This window comes from Croceibacterium mercuriale, from assembly GCF_000802385.1.
GTDB lineage: Bacteria > Pseudomonadota > Alphaproteobacteria > Sphingomonadales > Sphingomonadaceae > Croceibacterium > Croceibacterium mercuriale.
On the sequence record NZ_JTDN01000001.1, the window covers coordinates 1,815,801 to 1,835,460 of the forward strand.

The 19,660-nt window shown below is 68.6% G+C and carries 19 protein-coding genes and 1 tRNA gene; 14 read left to right on the forward strand and 6 right to left on the reverse strand.

Annotated elements, in window-relative coordinates:
• Positions 1 to 81 precede the first annotated feature (81 nt).
• Positions 82 to 155: transfer RNA gene (locus PK98_RS08515), tRNA-Gly, on the reverse strand.
• A 36-nt stretch (positions 156 to 191) separates the two neighbouring features.
• The gene (gene asd, locus PK98_RS08520) at positions 192 to 1,067 is read right to left on the reverse strand and encodes an archaetidylserine decarboxylase (RefSeq protein WP_039095753.1); all 876 of its coding nucleotides are present in this window, start codon (positions 1,065 to 1,067) and stop codon (positions 192 to 194) included.
• Positions 1,068 to 1,191: 124 nt separating this feature from the next.
• Between asd and PK98_RS08525 the strand changes: the two genes are divergently transcribed.
• The 3 genes from PK98_RS08525 to ccmB all read left to right on the forward strand — a co-directional run bounded on the left by PK98_RS08525 (position 1,192) and on the right by ccmB (position 4,657).
• Positions 1,192 to 3,270 (forward strand): S9 family peptidase, encoded by a 2,079-nt coding sequence (locus tag PK98_RS08525; RefSeq protein ID WP_326998657.1) that lies wholly within the window; start codon positions 1,192 to 1,194, stop codon positions 3,268 to 3,270.
• 158 nt (positions 3,271 to 3,428) lie between these two features.
• Positions 3,429 to 4,001: a heme ABC exporter ATP-binding protein CcmA gene (gene ccmA / locus PK98_RS08530; RefSeq protein ID WP_039095755.1), complete on the forward strand. Its 573-nt coding sequence runs from the start codon at positions 3,429 to 3,431 to the stop codon at positions 3,999 to 4,001.
• Positions 3,998 to 4,657: a heme exporter protein CcmB gene (gene ccmB, locus PK98_RS08535; RefSeq protein ID WP_039095757.1), complete on the forward strand. Its 660-nt coding sequence runs from the start codon at positions 3,998 to 4,000 to the stop codon at positions 4,655 to 4,657. The genes ccmA and ccmB overlap by 4 nt, the downstream gene beginning before the upstream one ends.
• On the opposite strand, the gene map is transcribed toward ccmB, so the two are convergent.
• Together map and PK98_RS08545 are read right to left on the reverse strand one after the other, a co-directional pair.
• Positions 4,654 to 5,481 carry a type I methionyl aminopeptidase gene (map, locus tag PK98_RS08540; protein ID WP_039095759.1) on the reverse strand — a complete coding sequence of 276 codons (828 nt, stop codon included), beginning with the start codon at positions 5,479 to 5,481 and terminating at the stop codon, positions 4,654 to 4,656. The two genes, ccmB and map, sit on opposite strands and share 4 nt — an antisense overlap.
• Positions 5,482 to 5,532: 51 nt before the next feature.
• Entirely contained in the window at positions 5,533 to 6,378 is an 846-nt protein-coding gene (locus PK98_RS08545; RefSeq protein WP_235425435.1) for a DUF4163 domain-containing protein, read from the reverse strand.
• A 54-nt stretch (positions 6,379 to 6,432) separates the two neighbouring features.
• Here PK98_RS08545 and PK98_RS08550 point away from each other — a divergent pair, with 54 nt between their 5' ends.
• From PK98_RS08550 to PK98_RS08575, 6 genes are all read left to right on the forward strand, one after another.
• Complete coding sequence (locus tag PK98_RS08550) at positions 6,433 to 7,842, forward strand: leucyl aminopeptidase family protein (protein WP_039095763.1); 1,410 nt, start codon at positions 6,433 to 6,435, stop codon at positions 7,840 to 7,842.
• 52 nt (positions 7,843 to 7,894) lie between these two features.
• A complete protein-coding gene (locus tag PK98_RS08555; protein WP_235425436.1) occupies positions 7,895 to 8,284 on the forward strand; it encodes a hypothetical protein in 390 nt (129 codons plus the stop codon).
• Positions 8,284 to 9,210: an N-acetyl-gamma-glutamyl-phosphate reductase gene (gene argC, locus PK98_RS08560; RefSeq protein ID WP_039095764.1), complete on the forward strand. Its 927-nt coding sequence runs from the start codon at positions 8,284 to 8,286 to the stop codon at positions 9,208 to 9,210. The genes PK98_RS08555 and argC overlap by 1 nt, the downstream gene beginning before the upstream one ends.
• Before the next feature lie 231 nt (positions 9,211 to 9,441).
• Positions 9,442 to 9,780: a P-II family nitrogen regulator gene (locus PK98_RS08565; RefSeq protein WP_039095766.1), complete on the forward strand. Its 339-nt coding sequence runs from the start codon at positions 9,442 to 9,444 to the stop codon at positions 9,778 to 9,780.
• A gap of 61 nt (positions 9,781 to 9,841) precedes the next feature.
• On the forward strand, positions 9,842 to 11,251 hold the full coding sequence (gene glnA, locus PK98_RS08570; RefSeq protein ID WP_039095768.1) for a type I glutamate--ammonia ligase: 1,410 nt from the start codon (positions 9,842 to 9,844) through the stop codon (positions 11,249 to 11,251).
• 177 nt (positions 11,252 to 11,428) lie between these two features.
• A complete protein-coding gene (locus tag PK98_RS08575; protein WP_039095770.1) occupies positions 11,429 to 12,049 on the forward strand; it encodes a lysozyme in 621 nt (206 codons plus the stop codon).
• Between the two features lie 9 nt (positions 12,050 to 12,058).
• On the opposite strand, the gene PK98_RS08580 is transcribed toward PK98_RS08575, so the two are convergent.
• Together PK98_RS08580 and PK98_RS08585 are read right to left on the reverse strand one after the other, a co-directional pair.
• Complete coding sequence (locus tag PK98_RS08580) at positions 12,059 to 12,916, reverse strand: arginyltransferase (RefSeq protein ID WP_039095772.1); 858 nt, start codon at positions 12,914 to 12,916, stop codon at positions 12,059 to 12,061.
• Between the two features lie 120 nt (positions 12,917 to 13,036).
• Positions 13,037 to 14,272: a threonine ammonia-lyase gene (locus tag PK98_RS08585; protein WP_039095774.1), complete on the reverse strand. Its 1,236-nt coding sequence runs from the start codon at positions 14,270 to 14,272 to the stop codon at positions 13,037 to 13,039.
• Positions 14,273 to 14,364: 92 nt separating this feature from the next.
• Between PK98_RS08585 and PK98_RS08590 the strand changes: the two genes are divergently transcribed.
• The 5 genes from PK98_RS08590 (at position 14,365) to PK98_RS08610 (ending at position 19,529) form a co-directional block, all read left to right on the forward strand.
• Positions 14,365 to 15,258 carry an NAD(P)-dependent oxidoreductase gene (locus PK98_RS08590; protein ID WP_039095776.1) on the forward strand — a complete coding sequence of 298 codons (894 nt, stop codon included), beginning with the start codon at positions 14,365 to 14,367 and terminating at the stop codon, positions 15,256 to 15,258.
• The gene (locus PK98_RS08595; protein ID WP_039095778.1) at positions 15,255 to 16,940 is read left to right on the forward strand and encodes an amidohydrolase; all 1,686 of its coding nucleotides are present in this window, start codon (positions 15,255 to 15,257) and stop codon (positions 16,938 to 16,940) included. Before PK98_RS08590 ends, PK98_RS08595 begins: the two co-directional genes overlap by 4 nt.
• A gap of 74 nt (positions 16,941 to 17,014) precedes the next feature.
• Entirely contained in the window at positions 17,015 to 18,142 is a 1,128-nt protein-coding gene (locus PK98_RS08600) for an isochorismate synthase (protein WP_052208229.1), read from the forward strand.
• Positions 18,139 to 18,783 carry an isochorismatase family protein gene (locus tag PK98_RS08605; RefSeq protein WP_052208231.1) on the forward strand — a complete coding sequence of 215 codons (645 nt, stop codon included), beginning with the start codon at positions 18,139 to 18,141 and terminating at the stop codon, positions 18,781 to 18,783. Before PK98_RS08600 ends, PK98_RS08605 begins: the two co-directional genes overlap by 4 nt.
• Positions 18,780 to 19,529, forward strand: coding sequence for a 2,3-dihydro-2,3-dihydroxybenzoate dehydrogenase (locus PK98_RS08610; RefSeq protein ID WP_081996093.1), 750 nt, complete (start codon positions 18,780 to 18,782; stop codon positions 19,527 to 19,529). The genes PK98_RS08605 and PK98_RS08610 overlap by 4 nt, the downstream gene beginning before the upstream one ends.
• Positions 19,530 to 19,660: the final 131 nt, after the last annotated feature.

The following is a 19,660-nucleotide window of genomic DNA, read 5'->3' on the forward strand; positions in this document are numbered from 1 at the left end:
TTGGATCTACAGACGATCACCGCCCTGTCACCACGACAGTAAGGTGCGCGGTTCGCCTCGCCACTTGCATCGATGTCAGAGTGGAGCGGGTGAAGGGAATCGAACCCTCGTCGTAAGCTTGGGAAGCTTCTGCTCTACCATTGAGCTACACCCGCGTCGCCATGTCCGGTGCCACGATTGCGGCACCGGCGTCAATGTGGATGTGGCGAATTCTTGCTGGCAGGCCGATCGCCCATCCGTTCGCCCAGGCGCACCGCCCCTTCGGGTATCCAGCCTTCGTTGAAGGCGATCGTGTCCGGCCCCCACAGCATCACCACGGTGGAGCCGAGCAGGAACCTGCCCATCTCCGCGCCCTTGTCCAGCGTGACCTCCCCGTCGGCATAGTGCCATTCGGCGATCCTGCCGGTGCGCCTGGCATTGACCGGACCGTGCCAGGTGGTCGCCATGCTGCCGACGATGGTGGCGCCGACCAGCACCATGGCGAACGGGCCATGCTCCGCCGAATCGAACAGGCACACGACCCGCTCGTTGCGGGCGAACAGGCCCGGCACACCACGCGCGGTGACCGGGTTCACGGAGAACAGCGCGCCTGGCACGTGGATCATGCGCCGCAGCCGCCCGGCGCAGGGCATGTGCACCCGGTGGTAATCGCGCGGGCTGAGATAGAGATTGGCGAAACTGCCATGCCGGAACGGCGCCGCCAGCGCCGCATCACCGCCCAGCAGCTGCGTCGTGGTGAAGCGGTGCCCCTTGGCCTGGACCATGTGGTGATCGTCGATCGCGCCCAGCTGGCTGATCGTGCCGTCGACCGGGGAGACGAAGGCGGCCGGTGCCAGCGGGCGCAGGCCCGGCTTCAGCGCGCGGGTGAAGAAATGGTTGAAGCTGGTGTAATGGGCCAGATCGGCCTGCTCCGCCTCCGCCATGTCGACGCGGTACCGGCCGACGAACCAGCGGATCAGCCGGGTGGTCAGCCCGCCGCCCTGGGCCCCGGCAACCCGTCCGGCTAGGCGGGTCATCAGCTGCTTGGGCAGCACATATTGCAGCAGGACGGCCGGGCTTCGTGTCATGGCGGATGCTTATGGCCGATCCTGCCGGTCCGACAAGGGGCTGACCGGGTTCGACGAACACGCTTGCTGCCGGTGGTCTGCGCGTTACTCATCAGAGGATCAGACATCCGGGGGGAGAGTTCACATGTTCAAGCACCTGGCGACCGGCGGCTCCATCGCCGCTCTGGCTTTGGCCATCGCCGCACCCAACGCCCTTGCTCAATCGGGAGATACCATGACTGCTGCTCCGCAAAGCTCCAGTGCCGCCGACGCCGTGAATGCCTTTCCGCTGATCCCGCGCGATGCGCTGTACGGCAACCCTACCCGCGCTGCCGGCCAGATCAGCCCCGACGGGCAGTGGGTCAGCTGGCTGGCGCCCCACGAAGGCGTGATGAACGTCTGGATCGCACCCGCCGGCAATCCGGGCGAGGCGCGCCGCATGACCGGATCGACCGATCGGCCGATCCCGCATTTCTCCTGGGCGCCGGATTCCCGCAGCATCGTGTATGTGCAGGACAAGGGCGGGGACGAGAACTACCTGCTGTACCAGGTCGACGTGGAGAGCGGGACGGAGCGCACGCTGACCCCGTTCGAGAATACGCGGGTGCAGGTGGTCGGCATGTCCAACACCATCACCGACAAGATCCTGGTGGGGATCAACAACCGCGATCCCCGGCTGCACGACGTCCACCTGCTTGACCTGACGACGGGCGAACTGACTCTGGTGATGGAGAACCCGGGCTATGTCGGCTTCCTGGCCGATGACAGCCTTACGCTGCGCTGGGCCCTGCAGATGAATGCGGCCGGCGGCACCGACATGTTCGAGATCACCGACGGCACCGTTGCGGCCAACCCGCGCGAAAGCACCGGGCTGGAGGATGCCCTGACCACCAGCGTGGCCGGCTACACCACTGACGGCAAGACGCTGTACTGGATCGATTCCCGAGACCGCAACACCGCGGCGCTGATCGCGGAGGATACCACGACCGGCGAGAAGCGGATCGTCGCTGCCAGCGACAAGGCGGATATCGGCGGCACCATGGCCAACCCGCGCACCGGCGAAGTGGAAGCGTATTCGGTCAATTACCTGCGCACCGAATGGACCGCGCTGGATCCGGACGTGGGCGCCAGCCTGCAGTTCCTGGACAGCCGGCTGGAGGGCGATTTCGGCGTCCAGTCCCGCACCCATGACGACAGCAAGTGGGTGGTGTGGAACGACCCGTTGAGCGGACCGACACGGGTCTATGTCTATGACCGCCCCGCCGGCACGCTGACGGAGTTCTACAACAGCCGGCCCGAACTCGAAGGCGCGCCGCTGCAGCCTATGCACCCGGTGGAAATCCCCGCGCGCGACGGCATGGCGCTGGTCAGCTACCTGACCCTGCCCCCCGGCAGCGATCCCGACGGCGACGGCACGCCCGATGCTGCGGTGCCGATGGTGTTGCTGGTGCATGGCGGACCATGGGCACGCGACAATTACGGGTTCAACCGGGCGCATCAATGGCTGGCCAATCGCGGCTACGCCGTGCTGTCGGTCAACTTCCGCGGCTCCACCGGGCTGGGCAAGGACTTCATCAACGCCGGCAACCTGCAATGGGGTGCCACGATGCATGACGACCTGCTGGATGCGGTGGACTGGGCCGTGAAGCGCGGCGTCGCCCAGGCCGACAAGGTGGCGATCATGGGCGGCTCCTATGGTGGCTATGCCACGCTGGCGGGTCTGGCATTCACGCCGGAAGCCTTTGCCTGCGGAGTGGATATCGTCGGCCCGTCCAACCTGGAGACCCTGCTGGAAACCATTCCCGCCTACTGGGAGCCGATGGTGAAGCAGTTCCACGAGCGGATGGGCGATCCCACCACGCCCGAAGGGCTGGCACTGCTGCAGGAACGCAGCCCGCTGCACAAGGCGGGCGAGATCGTGCGCCCGCTGCTGATCGGCCAGGGCGCCAACGATCCGCGCGTGAAGCAGTCCGAAAGCGACCAGATCGTGGCGGCGATGCAGGCGGCGGGCGTGCCGGTCACCTATGTGCTGTTCCCCGACGAAGGGCATGGCTTCGCCAAGCCGACCAACAACATCGCCTTCAACGCCGTGGCCGAGAACTTCCTGGCGGCATGCCTGGGCGGCCGGGCCGAACCGGTGGGCGAAACTGTCGCCAGGTCCACTGCGCAGGTGCTGGCGGGGGCAGAGATCGTGGGACTGCCCGCAGGTAGCACATCTCAATAGCGGCAGGTGACAACGAACCGCTCCGGCCATGTTTCCTCAGAGAAACACCCGGAGTGGTTCACCGGTCGGGCAGGCGACAGCGCCGCCTGGTGCCAGCATCCTGACCCGATGCGCCGGCCCATTGTTGACGGCGCAGAGTTCACCTATCGCCCTGTCCCATGCAGGCGGCACTGACAGCAACGGGACTGGTGTGCCGTAGAGGCGACCGGCTGCTGTGGGGGCCGCTCGACCTGGCGGTCCGGCCTGGGCAGGCGCTGCACCTGACCGGGCCGAACGGGATCGGCAAGACCAGCATGCTGCGCATCGCTGCGGGGCTGCTGCGACCCATGGCAGGCCAGGTGGAGCGTGACGGATCGTTCGCGCTGCTGGACGGCGCGGTGGCGCTGGACGAGCAGCAGGCGCTGGGCACTGCCCTCGCCTTCTGGCAACGACTGGACCCGGCGGCCATGCCGCTTGAGCGACTGGGGCTCGACCAATTGCTGGACGTGCCGGTGCGCTATCTTTCCACCGGGCAACGCAAGCGGGCCGGTCTGGCGCGGCTGATCGGGCAAGGCGCGCGGCACTGGCTGCTGGACGAGCCGCTCAACGCGCTGGATGATGCGGGCGTGGCGCTGGTCGAGGCGCTGATCGCGGAACGGCAGGCCGCCGGCGGTGCCGTGATCGTCGCCAGCCATCAGCCGATCCGCCTGTGCGATGCGGCGGTGCTGGACCTCAGGACCCACGCGGCATGAGAGTGCTGATGGCATTGCTGCGGCGTGATCTCGCCCGATTGCTGCCCGGGCGGCAAGGCGGCACGCTGCTGCCGCTGCTGTTCTTCCTGGGCGTCGCGATGCTGTACCCGTTTGCCGTCGGGCCGGACCCGGTATTGCTGGCGCGCACCGGCGGCGGGGTGATCTGGGTGGCGGCGCTGCTCGCGGCAATCCTGCCGCTCGACCGCCTGCTGGCGAACGATTTCGCGGACGGCTTCTTCGATCAATGGGCCATGCGCGGGATTGCCGAGGAGGTGGTCGTCGCCACCCGCTGGCTGGCGCACTGGCTCAGCTTCGGGCCGCCGCTGATGCTGGCCGCCCTGCCCGCCGCTGCGCTGCTGGGGCTGGAGGCGCGGACGCTGGCGGTCGTGGAACTGGGGCTGCTGGCGGGAACGCCGGGGCTGGCGGCGATCGGCATCATCATCGCCGCCCTGACCCTGGGCCTGCGCAGCGGCGGCATGGCGCTGGCCGGGCTGCTGCTGATCCCGCTCGCCGTGCCGCTGCTGGTGTTCGGCGCCGGCGCGCTGAGCACCGGGGGCAGCAGCGGGGTGGCACTGTGCGGCTCAATCAGTCTGGCGCTGGTGGCACTGGCGCCGTTCGCCGGCGGTGCGGCGATCCGCGCGGCGCGGGAAGCCTAGCCGAAGTTCGGCCGCTCGATCCCGGCGGGGCTGCCGGTAAAGATCTCGCACCCGTCATCGGTGATGCCGATGGAATGTTCGAACTGCGCCGACAGGCTCTTGTCCCGCGTCACCGCGGTCCAGCCATCGTTGAGCACCTTCACCGCCGGGCGGCCAAGATTGATCATCGGTTCGATGGTGAAGATCATGCCCGGCTTCAGTTCCGGCCCGGTGCCGGGGCGACCCGCATGGACCACCTCCGGCGCATCATGGAACAGCCGCCCGACGCCATGGCCGCAGAAGTCGCGCACCACGCCATAACGGTGCCCTTCGGCATAATCCTGGATCGCCGCGCCGATATCGCCCAGCCGGGCACCGGGGCGGGCCTGATCGATGCCGATCATCAGGCACTCATACGTCACCTCGATCAGGCGCTTCGCCTTGATTGATGTTTCGCCCGCCACGTACATGCGGCTGGAATCACCATGCCACCCATCCAGCAGCGGCGTCACGTCGATGTTCAGGATGTCCCCGTCCTTCAGCGTCTTGGCCGAAGGGATGCCGTGGCACACGACATGGTTGATCGAGATGCAGGAAGAATGGGTGTAGCCGCGATAGCCCAGCGTCGCCGGCACCGCGCCGCCATCCAGCATCATCTCCCGAATGCGCGTGTCCAGTTCCAGCGTGGTGACACCAGGCCGCACATGCTCGCCGATGGCGTCCAGGATCCCGGCCGCCAGTTGCCCGGCGCGGCGCATCCCCTCGAACGCGTCAGGCCCGTGCAGCTTGATGGTGCCGTCCCGATGGACAGCGTCGCCTGCCTCGATCTGCTGATATTCCGTCATGCCGGCGCATGTAGCGGCTGCCGGCCGATTTTGCCAGCCAGACGCCGCAGGTCAGGCGCGGCCGCGGGTGGCGAAGCTGTCGCGGTAGCGGGGCTTGACGGTCTGCAGCACGGCCCGGTCGACATTGAGGTTCACGCGAAAATCGCCTTCGGCATAGGGGCCGGCCACATACGGGCCGGCATAGAGGGTCAGCCGGTCGAACCGGCGCCCGCTGCCGGAACCGACCAGCACGACCAGCTCGTCAATGTCCGGGCACTTGTTGAACAGATCGTCCGCCTCCGGATCGACCGGGTCGCCGCGGCGTTCCTCCCGCTGCTTGTTAAGCCCGTCGCAGAACCGGTCGCCCAGCGCGTCTTCCAGCGCCTGGGGCGAGGTGAACAGCTCGATCGCCTCCATCGCCTCGGCCGCGTCCTTGTCCCACACCAGCGAAGACACGCCGTAAATGCCGTGCGCCCCGCCACTGTAGGTGCTGAACTCGTTCGAAAGGCTGAGCCAGCCGGGAATGTCGGCCACCAGCTTCCATTCTGCCTGGTAGCTGTGCTTGTTGTACGGGAACCCGTCCGCACGCGCCTCCCGCCGGGCCTGCGCGGCGGAGGTGGCGAGTTCGGTGCGGCGTTCCTCCAGCTGCCGGTCCAGCAGGTCGCCCAGCGGCGCGACCGAACCCGCCACCGCCGGATAGGCATAGCTGAACAGGTAGTCGTCCGTCTCCTCCGTCACTGCGCGCGCACCGCCGGTTTCCCGCACGGCGAGCGGGGTCTCGGTCGGCTCCGGCGCGGGCGGAGGTGTGGCGACGGCCGTCGCCTCGGGGGCCGGCGTGCCGGCCTGCCGTTCCTGCTCATCCCCGGCAGGACCGGTGCAGCCGGCCATCACTGCCGCACAGGCAAGAAGGGAAACCAAGCGCATCACGGACTACCTTTCCAAACCTTGCGCAAACAGGCAAGCCGCCTTTCTATGGGCATGAAAGACGAATTGATCCAGCCGGATCGCGGCGGGGCCGCCACCACCATCCGTCTGGTCACGGCCGACACCTTCGACCGCACCGCCATAACGCTGAGCGGGCCGCAACGCTCCCTGCTGGCGGCGCAGCGTTTCACCGGCAAGGCAGGACAGACCGCGATCCTGCCCGATGGCGAAGGCTGGCTGGCGCTGGGTGGCGTGCCGGACAAGGGCCTGAGCAGCTGGTGCCTGGCCCGGCTGGCCGAGGTGCTGCCCGCGGGCACGTACCGGCTGGCAGAAGAAAGCGGGTTCGACGGTGTCGATCATGCGCTGCTCGGCTGGCAGACCGCGCAATACCGCTTCGATCGCTATGCCGCCGATGCCGCGGCGGAAGGGCCGCGAGTGCTGCTGACGGGCAAGGCCGGCGCGATCGCCGGTGCGCTGGCCGAAGCACGCGCGGTGCAGTTGGTGCGTGATCTGGTGAATACCCCGGCGGAGGACATGGGCCCTGCCGCGCTGGAGCAGGTGGCCGCCGGCATCGTCGCCGCGCACCGGGCGGAGTTGACGGTGACCCGCGGGGAGCAGCTGGAGGCGGACTACCCCATGATCCACGCGGTCGGCCGGGCCGCGGCGCGCCACCATGCGCCGCGCCTGCTGCACCTGACCTGGGGACGGCCGGACGCACCGGTGCTGGCGCTGGTCGGCAAGGGGGTCTGCTTCGACTCGGGCGGGCTCGACATCAAGCCATCGGCCGGCATGCTGCTGATGAAGAAGGACATGGGCGGTGCGGCCCATGCGCTTGCCCTCGCCCGGCTGGTGATGGAGGCCGGGCTGGACGTACGGCTGCATTGCCTGGTGCCGGCGGTGGAGAACGCCATTGCCGGCAATGCCTTCCGCCCGGGCGACGTGCTGCGCAGCCGCAAGGGGCTGAGCGTGGAAATCGGCAACACCGATGCCGAAGGGCGCCTGATCCTGGCCGATGCGCTGACCCGCGCCAGCGAGGAGAGCCCTGCACTGATGCTGGACTTCGCCACCCTGACGGGCGCGGCGCGCGTGGCGCTCGGCCCCGACCTGCCTGCCCTGTTCGCGCGAACGGATGCCACGGCCGACGCACTGCTGGCGGCGGGCCGCGCGCAGGACGACCCGGTGTGGCGCCTGCCGCTGCACGCCCCTTATGCCGAGGGGCTGAAGTCCGACATCGCCGACATCAACAACGCCACCACCAACAGCTTCGCCGGCGCGGTCACCGCCGCGATTTTCCTTGACCGGTTCGTGGGCCAGGATGCCGCCGGGCAGCCGATCGACTGGGCCCATTTCGACACCTTCGCCTGGAACCCCGCCCCGCGCCCCGGCCGGCCGCGCGGCGGTGAGGCGCTGGGTCTGCGCGCGGCCTGGCACATGCTGCAGGGCCGGTTCGGCAGCTGATGCACGTTGCTGCCGCTTGCCGTTCGTGCGGGTGGCGGGTAAGCGCCCGCCCGTGACAGAGGAACCGTCTGGCGAAACCGCCACCCATCCGGATGATGCCGCCGACACCGGTCTGCACCGCAACCAGGGCCCTTATGCACTGAGCGGCCCGATCGAGCGGCCTGCCACCGGAACGGTGCCGCTGCGCGGCGACCTGGCGCATATCGGTCTCGCCGGCCGCCACTTCGTGCCCCATTATGCCGTGCCGCAGCCGCGTACCGTGCTGCCCGGCGGCGCGCCGCTGCTGCTGCAACCCGACGCCCAGGCAGAGGAGCTGTGCACCCTGATGGAAGGCGACAGCTTCGAGGTGCTGGAGGTCGGTCAGGTGTGGGCTTGGGGCTGCCTGTCGCTGGACGGCCCGGTCGGCTATGTCCGGCTGGACCATCTGGAGCTGCTGTCCTGATGGCGCAGAGCGTGTTCATCGACGGTGCCGCCGGGACGACCGGGCTGGAGATCGTGGAACGACTGGCAACCCGCCCGGAGTTCGAATTGCTGGTGCTGGATGGCGAGCGCCGCAAGGATCCGTCCGCGCGGGGTCAGGCGTTGAACGAGGCCGACTTCGCCATCCTGTGCCTGCCTGACGATGCCGCACGCGAGGCCGTGGCGCTGATCGATCCGACAAGCGCGACGCGGGTGATCGACGCATCCACTGCGTTCCGCGTGGCGGATGGCTGGGCCTACGGCTTTCCCGAACTGATCGGTCGCGATGCTGTCGCGGCGGCGCGGCGGGTGAGCAATCCGGGCTGCTATCCCACCGGCTTCCTGGCGCTGGTCGCGCCGCTGGTGCGCGGTGGCCTGCTGCCGGCGGACTGGCCCTACACCGTCAATGCCGTGTCCGGCTACTCGGGTGGCGGCAAGGCGCTGATCGAGCGGTTCGAGTATGACCGGGACATCGCCTGGCGCGGCTACGGCCTGGCGCTGGGGCACAAGCACTTGGCGGAGATGCGGGCCCATGCCGGGCTGGTGCATGATCCCGTCTTCGCGCCCGCGGTGATCGCCGCCCATCGCGGCATGGCGGTGGAAGTGCCGCTGCCGCTGGCGGCCATGCCCGGCTCGGGCCACCCCGACGCACTGCGGGAAGCGCTGATGCGCTTCTACGAGGGCAGCCGGATCGTGTCCGTTGCCGACACGCAGCCGGACGAGCTGCTGCTGCGTGCCGGAGCCGCGGGGAACGATCGGTTGGAACTGCATGTGCTGGGTGCCGACGACGGCCGGCAAGCGCGGCTGATCGCGTTGCTGGACAATCTGGGCAAGGGCGCCAGCGGCGCAGCGATCCAGTCACTGAACCTGATGGCCGGGCTGGACGAAGCGACCGGGCTGCGGCTCTGAGCATCACTGCCGCTTTATCGGGCACTTGCTCCTTTTTCAGGCAATGATCTGGCGCGAACATCAGCCGAAGTGAACGATGTTGTTGCTGCGGTGGCACAATGATGTTGCAATCTTGCTAATCGCCCTTTCGCAGCGCAGCACAATTGTCTACGCCCCGAACAGGAATCGCGCCGGTCCACCAGGTGGGACAGCGAAAGGGATCGTCCGGCATCCGGACCCGCGGGGACAGTTGTGAAGAAGATCGAAGCGATCATCAAACCCTTCAAGCTCGACGAAGTGAAGGAGGCGCTGCACGAGGTTGGCGTGTCCGGCATCACCGTGACCGAGGCAAAAGGCTTCGGCCGGCAGAAGGGCCATACCGAGCTGTATCGCGGCGCTGAGTATATCGTCGACTTCCTGCCCAAGGTGAAGCTGGAGGTCGTCGTGCCCGACAGCCTGGCGGAGGCGGTGGTCGAAGCGGTCAGCGCAGCGGCCCAGACGGGCCGGATCGGCGATGGCAAGATCTTCGTCAGCACCGTCGACACCGTGTTGCGCATCCGCACCGGGGAGCGGGACGAAGCCGCGATCTGATCGAGAGTTCGCGGGGCCGTGGCTCCGCGCCAATGTATTCTAGCGTCAAGGAAGGAACGCCATGTCCACTGCATCGGAAGTCATGAAGCGGATCAAGGACGAAGAGATCGAGTGGGTCGATCTGCGCTTCACCGATCCCAAGGGCAAGTGGCACCACCTGTCCATGGTCGCATCCGCGCTGGACGAGGACCAGCTGGAAGAAGGCCTGATGTTCGACGGCTCCTCCATCGAGGGATGGAAGGTCATCAACGAGTCGGACATGGTGCTGAAGCCTGACCTGACCGAAGTCTACATGGACCCGTTCAGCGCCACGCCGATGATGATCGTGTTCTGCGACATCATCGAGCCGTCGACCGGTGAATGGTATGCGCGCGACCCGCGCACGACCGCCAAGCGGGCCGAGAACTACATGAAGAGCCTGGGCATCGGCGACACCGTCTATGTCGGCCCCGAGGCCGAGTTCTTCATGTTCGACGACGTGCGCTGGCAGGACGGCTATAACGGTTCGGGCTTCCAGATCGACGACATCGAGCTGCCGACCAACACCAACACCGAAATGGACGCCGGCAACATGGGCCACCGTCCGCGCGTGAAGGGCGGCTATTTCCCGGTCGCACCGGTGGACAGCGCCGTCGACATCCGTGGCGAGATGGTTTCGACCATGCTGGAAATGGGCCTGCCCTGCGACAAGCACCACCACGAAGTGGCGGCCGCGCAGCACGAGCTGGGCATGACCTTCGGCACGCTGGTGCAGACGGCCGATCGCATGCAGATCTACAAGTATGTGGTCCACATGGTAGCCCATGCCTACGGCAAGACCGCGACGTTCATGCCCAAGCCGATCAAGGGCGACAACGGCTCCGGCATGCACACGCACTTCTCGATCTGGGATGGTGGCAAGCCGACCTTCGCCGGCAACGGCTATGCCGGCCTGTCGGACACCTGCCTGTATTTCATCGGCGGCGTGATCAAGCATGCCAAGGCGCTGAACGCCTTCACCAATCCGACCACCAACAGCTACAAGCGGTTGGTGCCGGGCTTCGAGGCGCCGGTGCTGCTGGCCTATTCCGCGCGCAACCGTTCGGCCTCGTGCCGCATTCCGTACGGTTCGGGCGAGAAGAGCAAGCGCGTGGAGTTCCGCTTCCCCGACGCGATGGCCAACCCGTATCTGTGCTACGCTGCGCTGCTGATGGCCGGCCTGGACGGTATCCAGAACCGTATCCACCCGGGTGAGGCGATGGACAAGAACCTGTACGACCTGCCGCCGGCAGAGCTCGCCCAGGTGCCGACCGTGTGCGGCTCGCTGCGCGAGGCCCTCGACTCGGTCATGGCCGATCATGAATTCCTGCTGCGTGGCGACGTGTTCACCAAGGAGCAGATCGAAGCCTATGTCGAGCTGAAGTGGGACGAAGTTTCGCGCTTCGAAACCACGCCCAGCCCGGTCGAATTCGACATGTACTACAGCGCCTGACCGGCCCTGCAGCGACCATGAAAGGGGCGTCCGGAGCGATCCGGGCGCCCTTTCTGTTGCAGCAGCAGCCTGTCCGTAGAACCAGCATGGTTGTGCTGGCCCACTCGAAGAAACCATTTTCCTACAGTGTCAGGCTGTTCCTAGTGCCTCGCGCAGCCAATTGCCGGAGGACAGCAGATGAACAGGAAAGCCATATTCGACGCCGTGCGCCAGATCCTGGGCCGAGGGTTCTCCCGCGCGGAGGTCGCGCGGCTGGATCACGCGATCGACCAGACGATCACGCCGGAAGCGGACAGCAGCCCCGTCACCACGGTCGGTGAGCCGGGATTGCAGCTGATCCGCGAGTTCGAAGGCTTCGCCCGCCGACGCAAGGACGGATTGGTCGAGGCCTATCCCGATCCCGCCACCGGCGGCGCGCCGTGGACGATCGGCTGGGGCTCCACCACGGACGAGGGTGGCAACGCGATCACGCCGGGCACCGTGTGGGCGCAGGAGCGGTGCGATGCACGCTTTGCCGTGCATGTCGCGGAGTTCGCCGGAGAGGTCGCGACGCTACTGGGTCGGACGCCCACCAGCCGGAACCAGTTCGATGCGCTGGTCAGCCTCGCTTACAATATCGGCACGTCCGCGCTCGCGACATCCACCCTGCTGCGGATGCACCTGGCCGGCAATCATGCCGGCGCAGCGGAGCAGTTCGGGCGCTGGAACCGGGCTGGCGGCCGCGTGCTGGCCGGACTTGTGCGGCGGCGGGCGGCGGAAGCGGCACTGTACCGCCGCGCGGACGACATGACCGGGTAGCCTGCCTGGCTACTCCGGAACGACCTTGTATTGCTGCTGGCCGCCGGGAGCACCGTCCTTGCTCTCGCCGCTCAGCTTGCGGCCTTCATCCGGAGGGGAGGCGGTGACCTGCGCGATCAGCGCCGCCTGCTCCCCGTCGGAGAACCGCACCCAGCCGGTGAGCTCCAGCCGCTCCAGCGGGCGGTAGCGGACCTTGTACTGCATCCGGCTGGACCCATCCACCCAGTAGCCGAGATAGACATAGCGCAACCCCTCCGCCGCGGCGCGGCGGATATGTTCGAGGATGATGAAGTTGCCCAGCCCCGCGCGCGCGGCATCGTCCGGCTCGTAGAAGCTGTAGATCATCGACAGGCCATCGGCCTGCCGATCGGTCAGGCAGGCCCCGACCAGTCGCCCCGGACCGCCATCCGCGTCGGGCTCCCGATACTCGATCATGCTGCTGGTCACGGTGGTGTGTTCCACCATGTCGGCGAAGTCGACCTCGTCCATCGCCGCCATGCCGCCGCCGGGATGGCGGCTGACAAGGTAGCGCTGCAGCAGCTCGAACTGTTCTGCCGTAGCCCAGGGCCGGCACTCGGTGACGATCAGGTCGCCATTGCGCTTCAAGGCGCGCTTCTGCGTGGTGGAGGCGCGGAACTCCGCCGCCAGGACGCGGACCGACACGCAGGCGCGGCAATCGACACAGCTGGGGCGATAGGCAACGGTCTGGCTGCGACGGAAGCCGATGCGGCTGAGCGCATCGTTCAGACCGTCCGCCTGCGGACCCTTCAGCTCCGTGAACACCTTGCGCTCGGTCCGTCCCGGCAAATAGGGGCACGGTGACGGGGTCGTCACGAAGAACCGGGGAAAGCGCACAGGGGCGGTCACGTTCCGGGCATACTCTCTTGAGGGACGGCGAAAATCAGCGTCTTGTCCTGTCGAAATAGGCGCTCCGGGCGCCACTGCAAACCAGTCTTGCAGAATATCTGCGCACTGTCCCCTGCTGGATCAGTTCAGCTCCACCTGGCCGACCAGATAGCCGCGCTGCTCCAGCGCTGTGACCAGCCGTTCGATCTGCCCGCGATCGCGCGCCTCGCACTCGATGTCGGTGATCAGCCCCTTGGCCGGCAGCGTGGTGAAGATGCGCTGGTGATAGATTTCCAGGATGTTGACGTTGTGCGCGTCGAATTCCCGCATGACCTTGTACAGCGCGCCCGGCCGGTCCTGCAGCGTGATCCGCAGCCGGGCGATCCGGCCCGACCGGGCCAGGTCACGCAGCAGCACGTTGGTCAGCAGACGTGTGTCGATGTTGCCGCCGCACAGCACCAGTCCCAGCGTGCGCCCGGCAAAGCGCTCGCGGTGCGCCAGCACGGCGGCCAGACCGGCTGCGCCGGCCCCTTCCACCACCGTCTTCTCGATCTGCAGCAGCAGCGCCACGGCACGTTCCAGGTCGCTTTCGCCGACCAGCACGATGTCGTCCACCACGTCGCCGATGATCCGGCTGGTGAACACGCCCGGCTCCTTGACCGCGATGCCTTCCGCCAGCGTGTCGCCGCCCGCGGGCATCACCTGCCCTTTCAGCCGGGCGTACATCGAGGGGTAAAGCTCCGCCTGCACGCCGACCACCTCGATCGCGCGGTCCTGCGCCTTGGCGACGGTGCCCATGCCGGAGATCAGCCCGCCTCCGCCGATCGGCGTCACGATGCAGTCGATGTCCGGCACATCGGCCAGCATCTCCAGCGCGACGGTGCCCTGCCCGGCGGCAATATGCGGATGGTCGAACGGATGGACGAAGGTCAGGCCGAGCTCTGTCTCCAGCTGGTGGGCATATGCCTTGGCCTCGTCGAAGGTTTCGCCCTCCAGCACGACCTTGCCGCCGACCTGCTCGGTCTGCATGATCTTCACGGTGGGCGTGGTACGCGGCATGACGATGGTGACCGGCACGCCCAGCCGGGTGCCGTGATAGGACAGCCCCTGCGCGTGATTGCCCGCGCTGGCGGTGATCACGCCGCGCGCGGTCTGGACCGGGTCCATCTGCAGCAGGGCGTTGAGCGCGCCGCGTTCCTTGTAGGCGGCAGTGAACTGCTGGTTCTCGAACTTGAGCCAGATCTCCGCGCCGGTAATCTGGGACAGCGTGCGGCTGTAATGGGTCGGCGTGCGCACCACCGCGCCGGCGATCCGCGCGGCGGCGCCCTCGACATCGGCGAGGGTCAGGGTGCTGTCGAGCAGGTCTGCACTGTCCATGGCCGGTGCGCCTAGCCCAAAGCGGCGCGGGAGAAAACCGGCACCGTCGGCAATCGTTGCTTTGCTTGCCTGCAGGCGGCATTGGCGAAGGCATGAGCGAACCCCTGCAGATCACCTTCCTGGGCCTCGGCGTGATGGGCGCGCCGATGGCCGGCCACCTGGCGCGCGCCGGGCACCGCGTCACCGTGTGGAACCGCACTGCCGGCAAGGCTGACGCCTGGCTGCAGCGGCATGCCGGGCTGGACGTCGCCTCTGCGCCTTCCGTGGCGGCGGCCGTACAGGGTGCGCAGGTGGTGCTGGCCTGCGTCGGTAACGATGCCGATCTAGCGGAGGTCGTGCTGGGCGACACCGGCGCGCTGGCGGCGATGCCGGCGGGTGCGCTGTTCGTGGATCATACCACCGTATCCCCCGCTGCGGCGCGCGACGTGGCGGCCGAGGCAGAGCGCCGCGGGTTGCTGGCACTGGATGCGCCGGTCTCCGGCGGGCAGGCAGGCGCGGAGAACGGCAAGCTGTCGATCATGTGCGGCGGCACGGCGGAGGCGATGGCCCGGGCCGAGCCGGTGCTGCAGGCCTATGCCGCGCGCATCGTCCATATCGGCGCGGCCGGCGCCGGGCAGAGCGCCAAGGCGGTGAACCAGATCTGCATCGCCGGCGTGCTGGCGGGATTGTCGGAAGCGGTCGCCTTCGCGCAGGCGCAAGGGCTGGACATCGACAAGGTGCAGCAGGCGATCGGCGGCGGCGCAGCGCAAAGCTGGCAGATGGACAATCGCTGGACCAGCATGGCCGCGGGCACGTTCGAGTTCGGCTTCGCCATCGACTGGATGCGCAAGGATCTCGCCATCGCGCTCGCCACCGCCAATGCGGCCGGCCAACCGCTGCCGGTGACCGCACTGGTGGACCAGCTCTACGCCGCGGTACAGGCCAAGGGGGGCGGGCGGCAGGATACCAGCGCGCTGATCCGCCATCTGCCGGAGGTCGCCCGATGAAGCGCGTTCTGCTCGCCGCCGCCGCACTGCTGTGCGCCACGGCCGTGCCGGCTCTGGCCGACACGCTGGTCGACAACATCAACGGCATCTCCGTCGATCGCGAGGGCACCGTCACCCGCTTCCGTGGCATGGTGATCGACGATCAGGGCAAGATCACGCAGCTGCTGCAACGCCGCGACAAGGCGCCGGAGCGGGTCGAGTTTCGCGAGGACGGCCGTGGGCGCACCGTGATCCCGGGCCTGATCGACGGGCACCTGCATCTGATGGGCCTGGGACTGGCGCAGCTCACGCTGGACCTGTCGGACACCGATTCCCTGCAGGAGGCGCTGGACAAGCTGGCCGCCTACGCCGCCGCCAATCCGGACCAGCCCTGGCTGATCGGGCGTGGCTGGAACCAGGAACGCTGGGGTCTCGGCCGCTTCCCCACGGCAGCGGAACTGGATGCGGTGGTCGGCGACCGCCCGGTCTGGCTGAAGCGGGCTGACGACCATGCGGGCTGGGCCAATTCGGTCGCGCTGGCGGCGGCCGGCATCACCGCAGAGAGTCCCGACCCCGCGGGTGGCCGGATCGAACGCGCGGCCGGCGGACGTGCGCCGGCCGGCGTGCTGGTCGACGCCGCGACCGCGCTGGTCGATGCGCAGGTGCCCACGCCTCGCCCCTCCGATCGCGACCTGGCCCTGTACGAGGCGCAGCGCGTGCTGCTGCGCAATGGCGTGACCGCCGTGGCCGACATGGGCACCAGCGTGGACGACTGGATGACCTTGCGCCGCGCCGGCGATGCGGGTCGGCTGGACATCCGCGTGATGGCCTATGCCGCCAATGTGGATGCCATGGTGCTGATCGGCGGGCCGGCACCGACCCTGTGGTTGTATGACGATCGGCTGCGGCTGAACGGGATCAAGCTGTTCCTTGACGGGGCGCTGGGATCGCGCGGCGCGCTGCTGAACGCACCCTATGCCGATGATCCGGCCAATCGCGGCATCCCGCTGCTGGACGGCACGCAGTTGCGCAACCTGATGAGCCGCGCGGCGATGGACGACTTCCAGGTGGCGATCCATGCCATCGGCGACCGCGCCAATCGCGAAGCGCTGGATGCCATTGCCGAACTGTCGGGCGATTATGACGGCGACCGCCGATGGCGGATCGAACATGCGCAGGTCGTCGACCCGGCGGACATCACCCGCTTCGGCCAGCACGGCACGATCGCTTCCGTGCAGCCGCAGCACCAGCCGTCGGACCGGCAGATGGCGGAGGCTCGCCTGGGCCCGCAACGGCTGGCGGGCGCCTATGCCTGGCGCTCCATGCTGGCGGCGGGCGCGCCACTGGCCTTCGGGTCCGACGCCCCGGTCGAACCCCCCCTGCCCTTCATGGGCATCGCAGCCGCGATCAGCCGCACCGGCGCCGATGGTCAGCCATTCGGCGGGTGGCAGCCGCAGGAGGCGATCAACCGCGAGCAGGCGCTGGCCGCCTATACCGCCGGCGCAGCATATGCCGGGTTTGCGGAGCGGCGCTTCGGGCAGCTGGCAGAAGGCCAGCGGGCGGATTTCGTGGTGATCGACCGCGACCCGCTGATGGCCAGTCCGGAGGAGATCCGCCAGATCCGTGTGCTGGAAACCTGGATCAACGGCCGCAAGGTGTTCGGTGGTGAGGAGGCACGCGCAGCCGATGCGCCCGGGCGATAGATCGCGATAAGGGTTGCAAGGTAATGGCAAGGAGCTATTGCCGCTGCAAATCACTTGCAAGTGGCGAGGTTCACGTGGCGTTCGACGGGTTGCTGTTGCTGGGGCAGGAGGATGGCCTGCATGCGCGCGGCACTGCACGGCACCTGCGGCCCGGACAGGATGCGTTGCCTGAGGCCGTGCAGCGGCTGCTGGCGATGGCCGGGCCGGGGGCGCTCGTCGCCGGGGCGATGCCGTTCGATCCGGGGCAGGACAGCTATCTGTTCGCCACGGATGCGGCGCACCAGGGCCGGAGCGTGGCCGATGTGCTGCACGCCGCGCCGACAGCCATCCCCGCCGCCTTGCGCCGCCTGGACGAAGGCGATGAATATGCCGCGATGGTCGCGCAGGCGTTGCGCCTGATCGACCAGGGGGTGCTCAGCAAGGTGGTGCTGGCCCGGCAGCTGGCCGCGCGGACCAGCGTGCCGGTCGATCCGCTGGTACTGGCCCGTCGGCTGCATGCCGCCGACCCTTCCGTGCTGACCTTCCTGCTGGACCTGGCGCCGGTTTCCGGCCGGGCACATCACTGGCTGGTCGGCGCCACGCCGGAGCTGCTGGTGGAGCGGCATGGTGCTGCCATCCGCTCCCACCCGCTGGCCGGCTCCACTCCGCGCGGGCCAGACCGGGTGAGCGACGAGGCGGCCGGGCGGCGCTTGCTGCAATCGGAAAAGGATCGGCGCGAACATGCGCTGGTGGTGGAATATATCGCCGACCTGCTGGCACCGCTGTGCATCGACCTGACCGTTGCCAGCCCGGCGCTGCGATCCACCGCCACGATGTGGCATCTGGGCACCGAAATTGGCGGCATGCTGAAGGCCGGTGACGGGCCGAGCGCGGCGGGGCTGGCGGCGTTGCTGCACCCGACCCCGGCGGTCGGCGGCGTGCCGCGCGCGGCGGCGCTGCAGGCGATCCGCGACCTGGAGGGGGATCGCCGCGGGTTCTATGGCGGGGCGATCGGCTGGGTCGATGCGGCGGGCGATGGTGCCTGGCATGTCACGCTGCGGTGTGCCGAGATCAGCGGGTGCGACGTGCGCCTCCATGCCGGCGCCGGGATCGTCGCCGGATCGGACCCGGCGGCCGAACTGGCGGAGACCGATGCCAAGTTCGGCGCCATGCTGCGCGCGCTGGCGCTGGACATGCCGGTGCAGGCCGGGGCCGCGGCGTGAGCGACACACCCCGCCGCCTGCCCGGCATCGCGCCCTATGCCCTGCCCCTGCCCGCCGAGTGGCCGGCCTCCCGCGCCGACTGGGTGCTGGAGCGGGATCGGGCCGCGCTGCTGGTGCATGACATGCAGCATTATTTCGTCGACGCCTTCCAGGCCGCGCCGGTGCCGGACCTGGTGCAGCATATCGGCACGCTGCTGGCGGCTGCGAGAGGGGCTGGGGTGCCGGTGTTCTATACCGCGCAGCAGGGCGACCAGCTGCCGGCGGATCGCGGGCGGCAGGCGGACCTGTGGGGGCCGGGCATGCGCCAGGTGGCGGAACATCAGCCGATCGTCCCCGCCCTTGCCCCTGCCACCGACGACATCGTGCTGGTCAAGCACCGCTACAGCGCGTTCCAGCGCAGCAACCTCGAGGTGCTGCTGCGGGCGCGCGGGCGGGACCAGCTGATCGTGTGCGGCATCTATGCCCATATCGGCTGCCTGTTCACCGCGGCGGAGGCGTTCCAGCTGGACCTGCAGCCTTTCATGGTGGGCGACGCGCTGGGCGACTTCTCCCGCGAGTGGCACGATGCCGCGCTGGCGCAGGCGGCCGATTGCTGCGCCCGGGTGGTCGCCACGACCGACGTGCTGGAGGCGCTGCAATGAGCCGCTCCTTCGGGCTGGAGGGCCGCATCGCGCTGGTCACCGGCGCGGCGGGCGGGATCGGCGCGGCGGTGGTGCGGCTGCTGCGGGAGGAAGGCGCGCGGGTGATGGCGACCGACCTTGCCCGGCCCGACGGCGCGGATGCGGCGGTGCTGGACGTGACCGACAGCGGCGCGGTGGATGCGCTGGTGGCCAAGGTCGAGCACGAGTGGGGGCCGGTCGCGCTGGGGGTGAATGTCGCCGGCGTGCTGTCCACCGCCCCGGTGCTGGACCTCACGGATGACGAATGGCGCCGGACCTTTGCCGTCAACACCGACGGCGTGTTCCACCTGGGCCGGGCGCTGGGGCGGGTGATGGCGCCTCGTGGCACAGGCAGCATCGTTACCGTCGGCAGCAACGCGGCGGGCATTCCGCGGCAGAACATGGCCGCCTATGCCGCGTCCAAGGCGGCGGCGGCGATGTTCACCCGCTGCCTGGGGCTGGAGCTGGCGCCGCACGGCATCCGCTGCAACCATGTGGCGCCCGGATCGACCCTGACGCCGATGCAGACCGACATGTGGGCGGACGACCAGGGCGCCGCGCGGGTGATCGCGGGCAGCCTGGAGGCGTACAAGACCGGCATTCCGCTGGGCAAGCTCGCCACGCCGGAGGACATTGCGGAGACCGTGCTGTTCCTGCTGAGCGACCGCGCCGGCCACATCACCATGGCCGATCTGTATGTGGATGGCGGGGCGACGCTCAGGGCCTGAGCCTGGGTCGGCGTGCAGGTCCGGAGGGCGCCGGGTGTGCGACCCTGCTCGGCGGTGTGGTGGGTGGCGCGGTGCGCGCGAACCTGTTCCTGCTGCTGCCGGCCCGCAAGGAGAGCCGCACCCGGCAGGGG

Excerpts from the sequence above, each read along its gene's own strand:
- map (WP_039095759.1), bottom strand. The coding sequence starts at position 5,481 with ATGACGGAATATCAGCAGATCGAGGCAGGCGACGCTGTCCATCGGGAC.
- PK98_RS08610 (WP_081996093.1), top strand. The coding sequence starts at position 18,780 with ATGAGCCGCTCCTTCGGGCTGGAGGGCCGCATCGCGCTGGTCACCGGC.
- ccmB (WP_039095757.1), top strand. The coding sequence starts at position 3,998 with ATGAGAGTGCTGATGGCATTGCTGCGGCGTGATCTCGCCCGATTGCTG.
- PK98_RS08525 (WP_326998657.1), top strand. The coding sequence starts at position 1,192 with ATGTTCAAGCACCTGGCGACCGGCGGCTCCATCGCCGCTCTGGCTTTG.
- PK98_RS08575 (WP_039095770.1), top strand. The coding sequence starts at position 11,429 with ATGAACAGGAAAGCCATATTCGACGCCGTGCGCCAGATCCTGGGCCGA.
- PK98_RS08595 (WP_039095778.1), top strand. The coding sequence starts at position 15,255 with ATGAAGCGCGTTCTGCTCGCCGCCGCCGCACTGCTGTGCGCCACGGCC.
- ccmA (WP_039095755.1), top strand. The coding sequence starts at position 3,429 with ATGCAGGCGGCACTGACAGCAACGGGACTGGTGTGCCGTAGAGGCGAC.
- PK98_RS08550 (WP_039095763.1), top strand. The coding sequence starts at position 6,433 with ATGGGCATGAAAGACGAATTGATCCAGCCGGATCGCGGCGGGGCCGCC.
- PK98_RS08585 (WP_039095774.1), bottom strand. The coding sequence starts at position 14,272 with ATGGACAGTGCAGACCTGCTCGACAGCACCCTGACCCTCGCCGATGTC.
- asd (WP_039095753.1), bottom strand. The coding sequence starts at position 1,067 with ATGACACGAAGCCCGGCCGTCCTGCTGCAATATGTGCTGCCCAAGCAG.
- PK98_RS08590 (WP_039095776.1), top strand. The coding sequence starts at position 14,365 with ATGAGCGAACCCCTGCAGATCACCTTCCTGGGCCTCGGCGTGATGGGC.
- glnA (WP_039095768.1), top strand. The coding sequence starts at position 9,842 with ATGTCCACTGCATCGGAAGTCATGAAGCGGATCAAGGACGAAGAGATC.
- argC (WP_039095764.1), top strand. The coding sequence starts at position 8,284 with ATGGCGCAGAGCGTGTTCATCGACGGTGCCGCCGGGACGACCGGGCTG.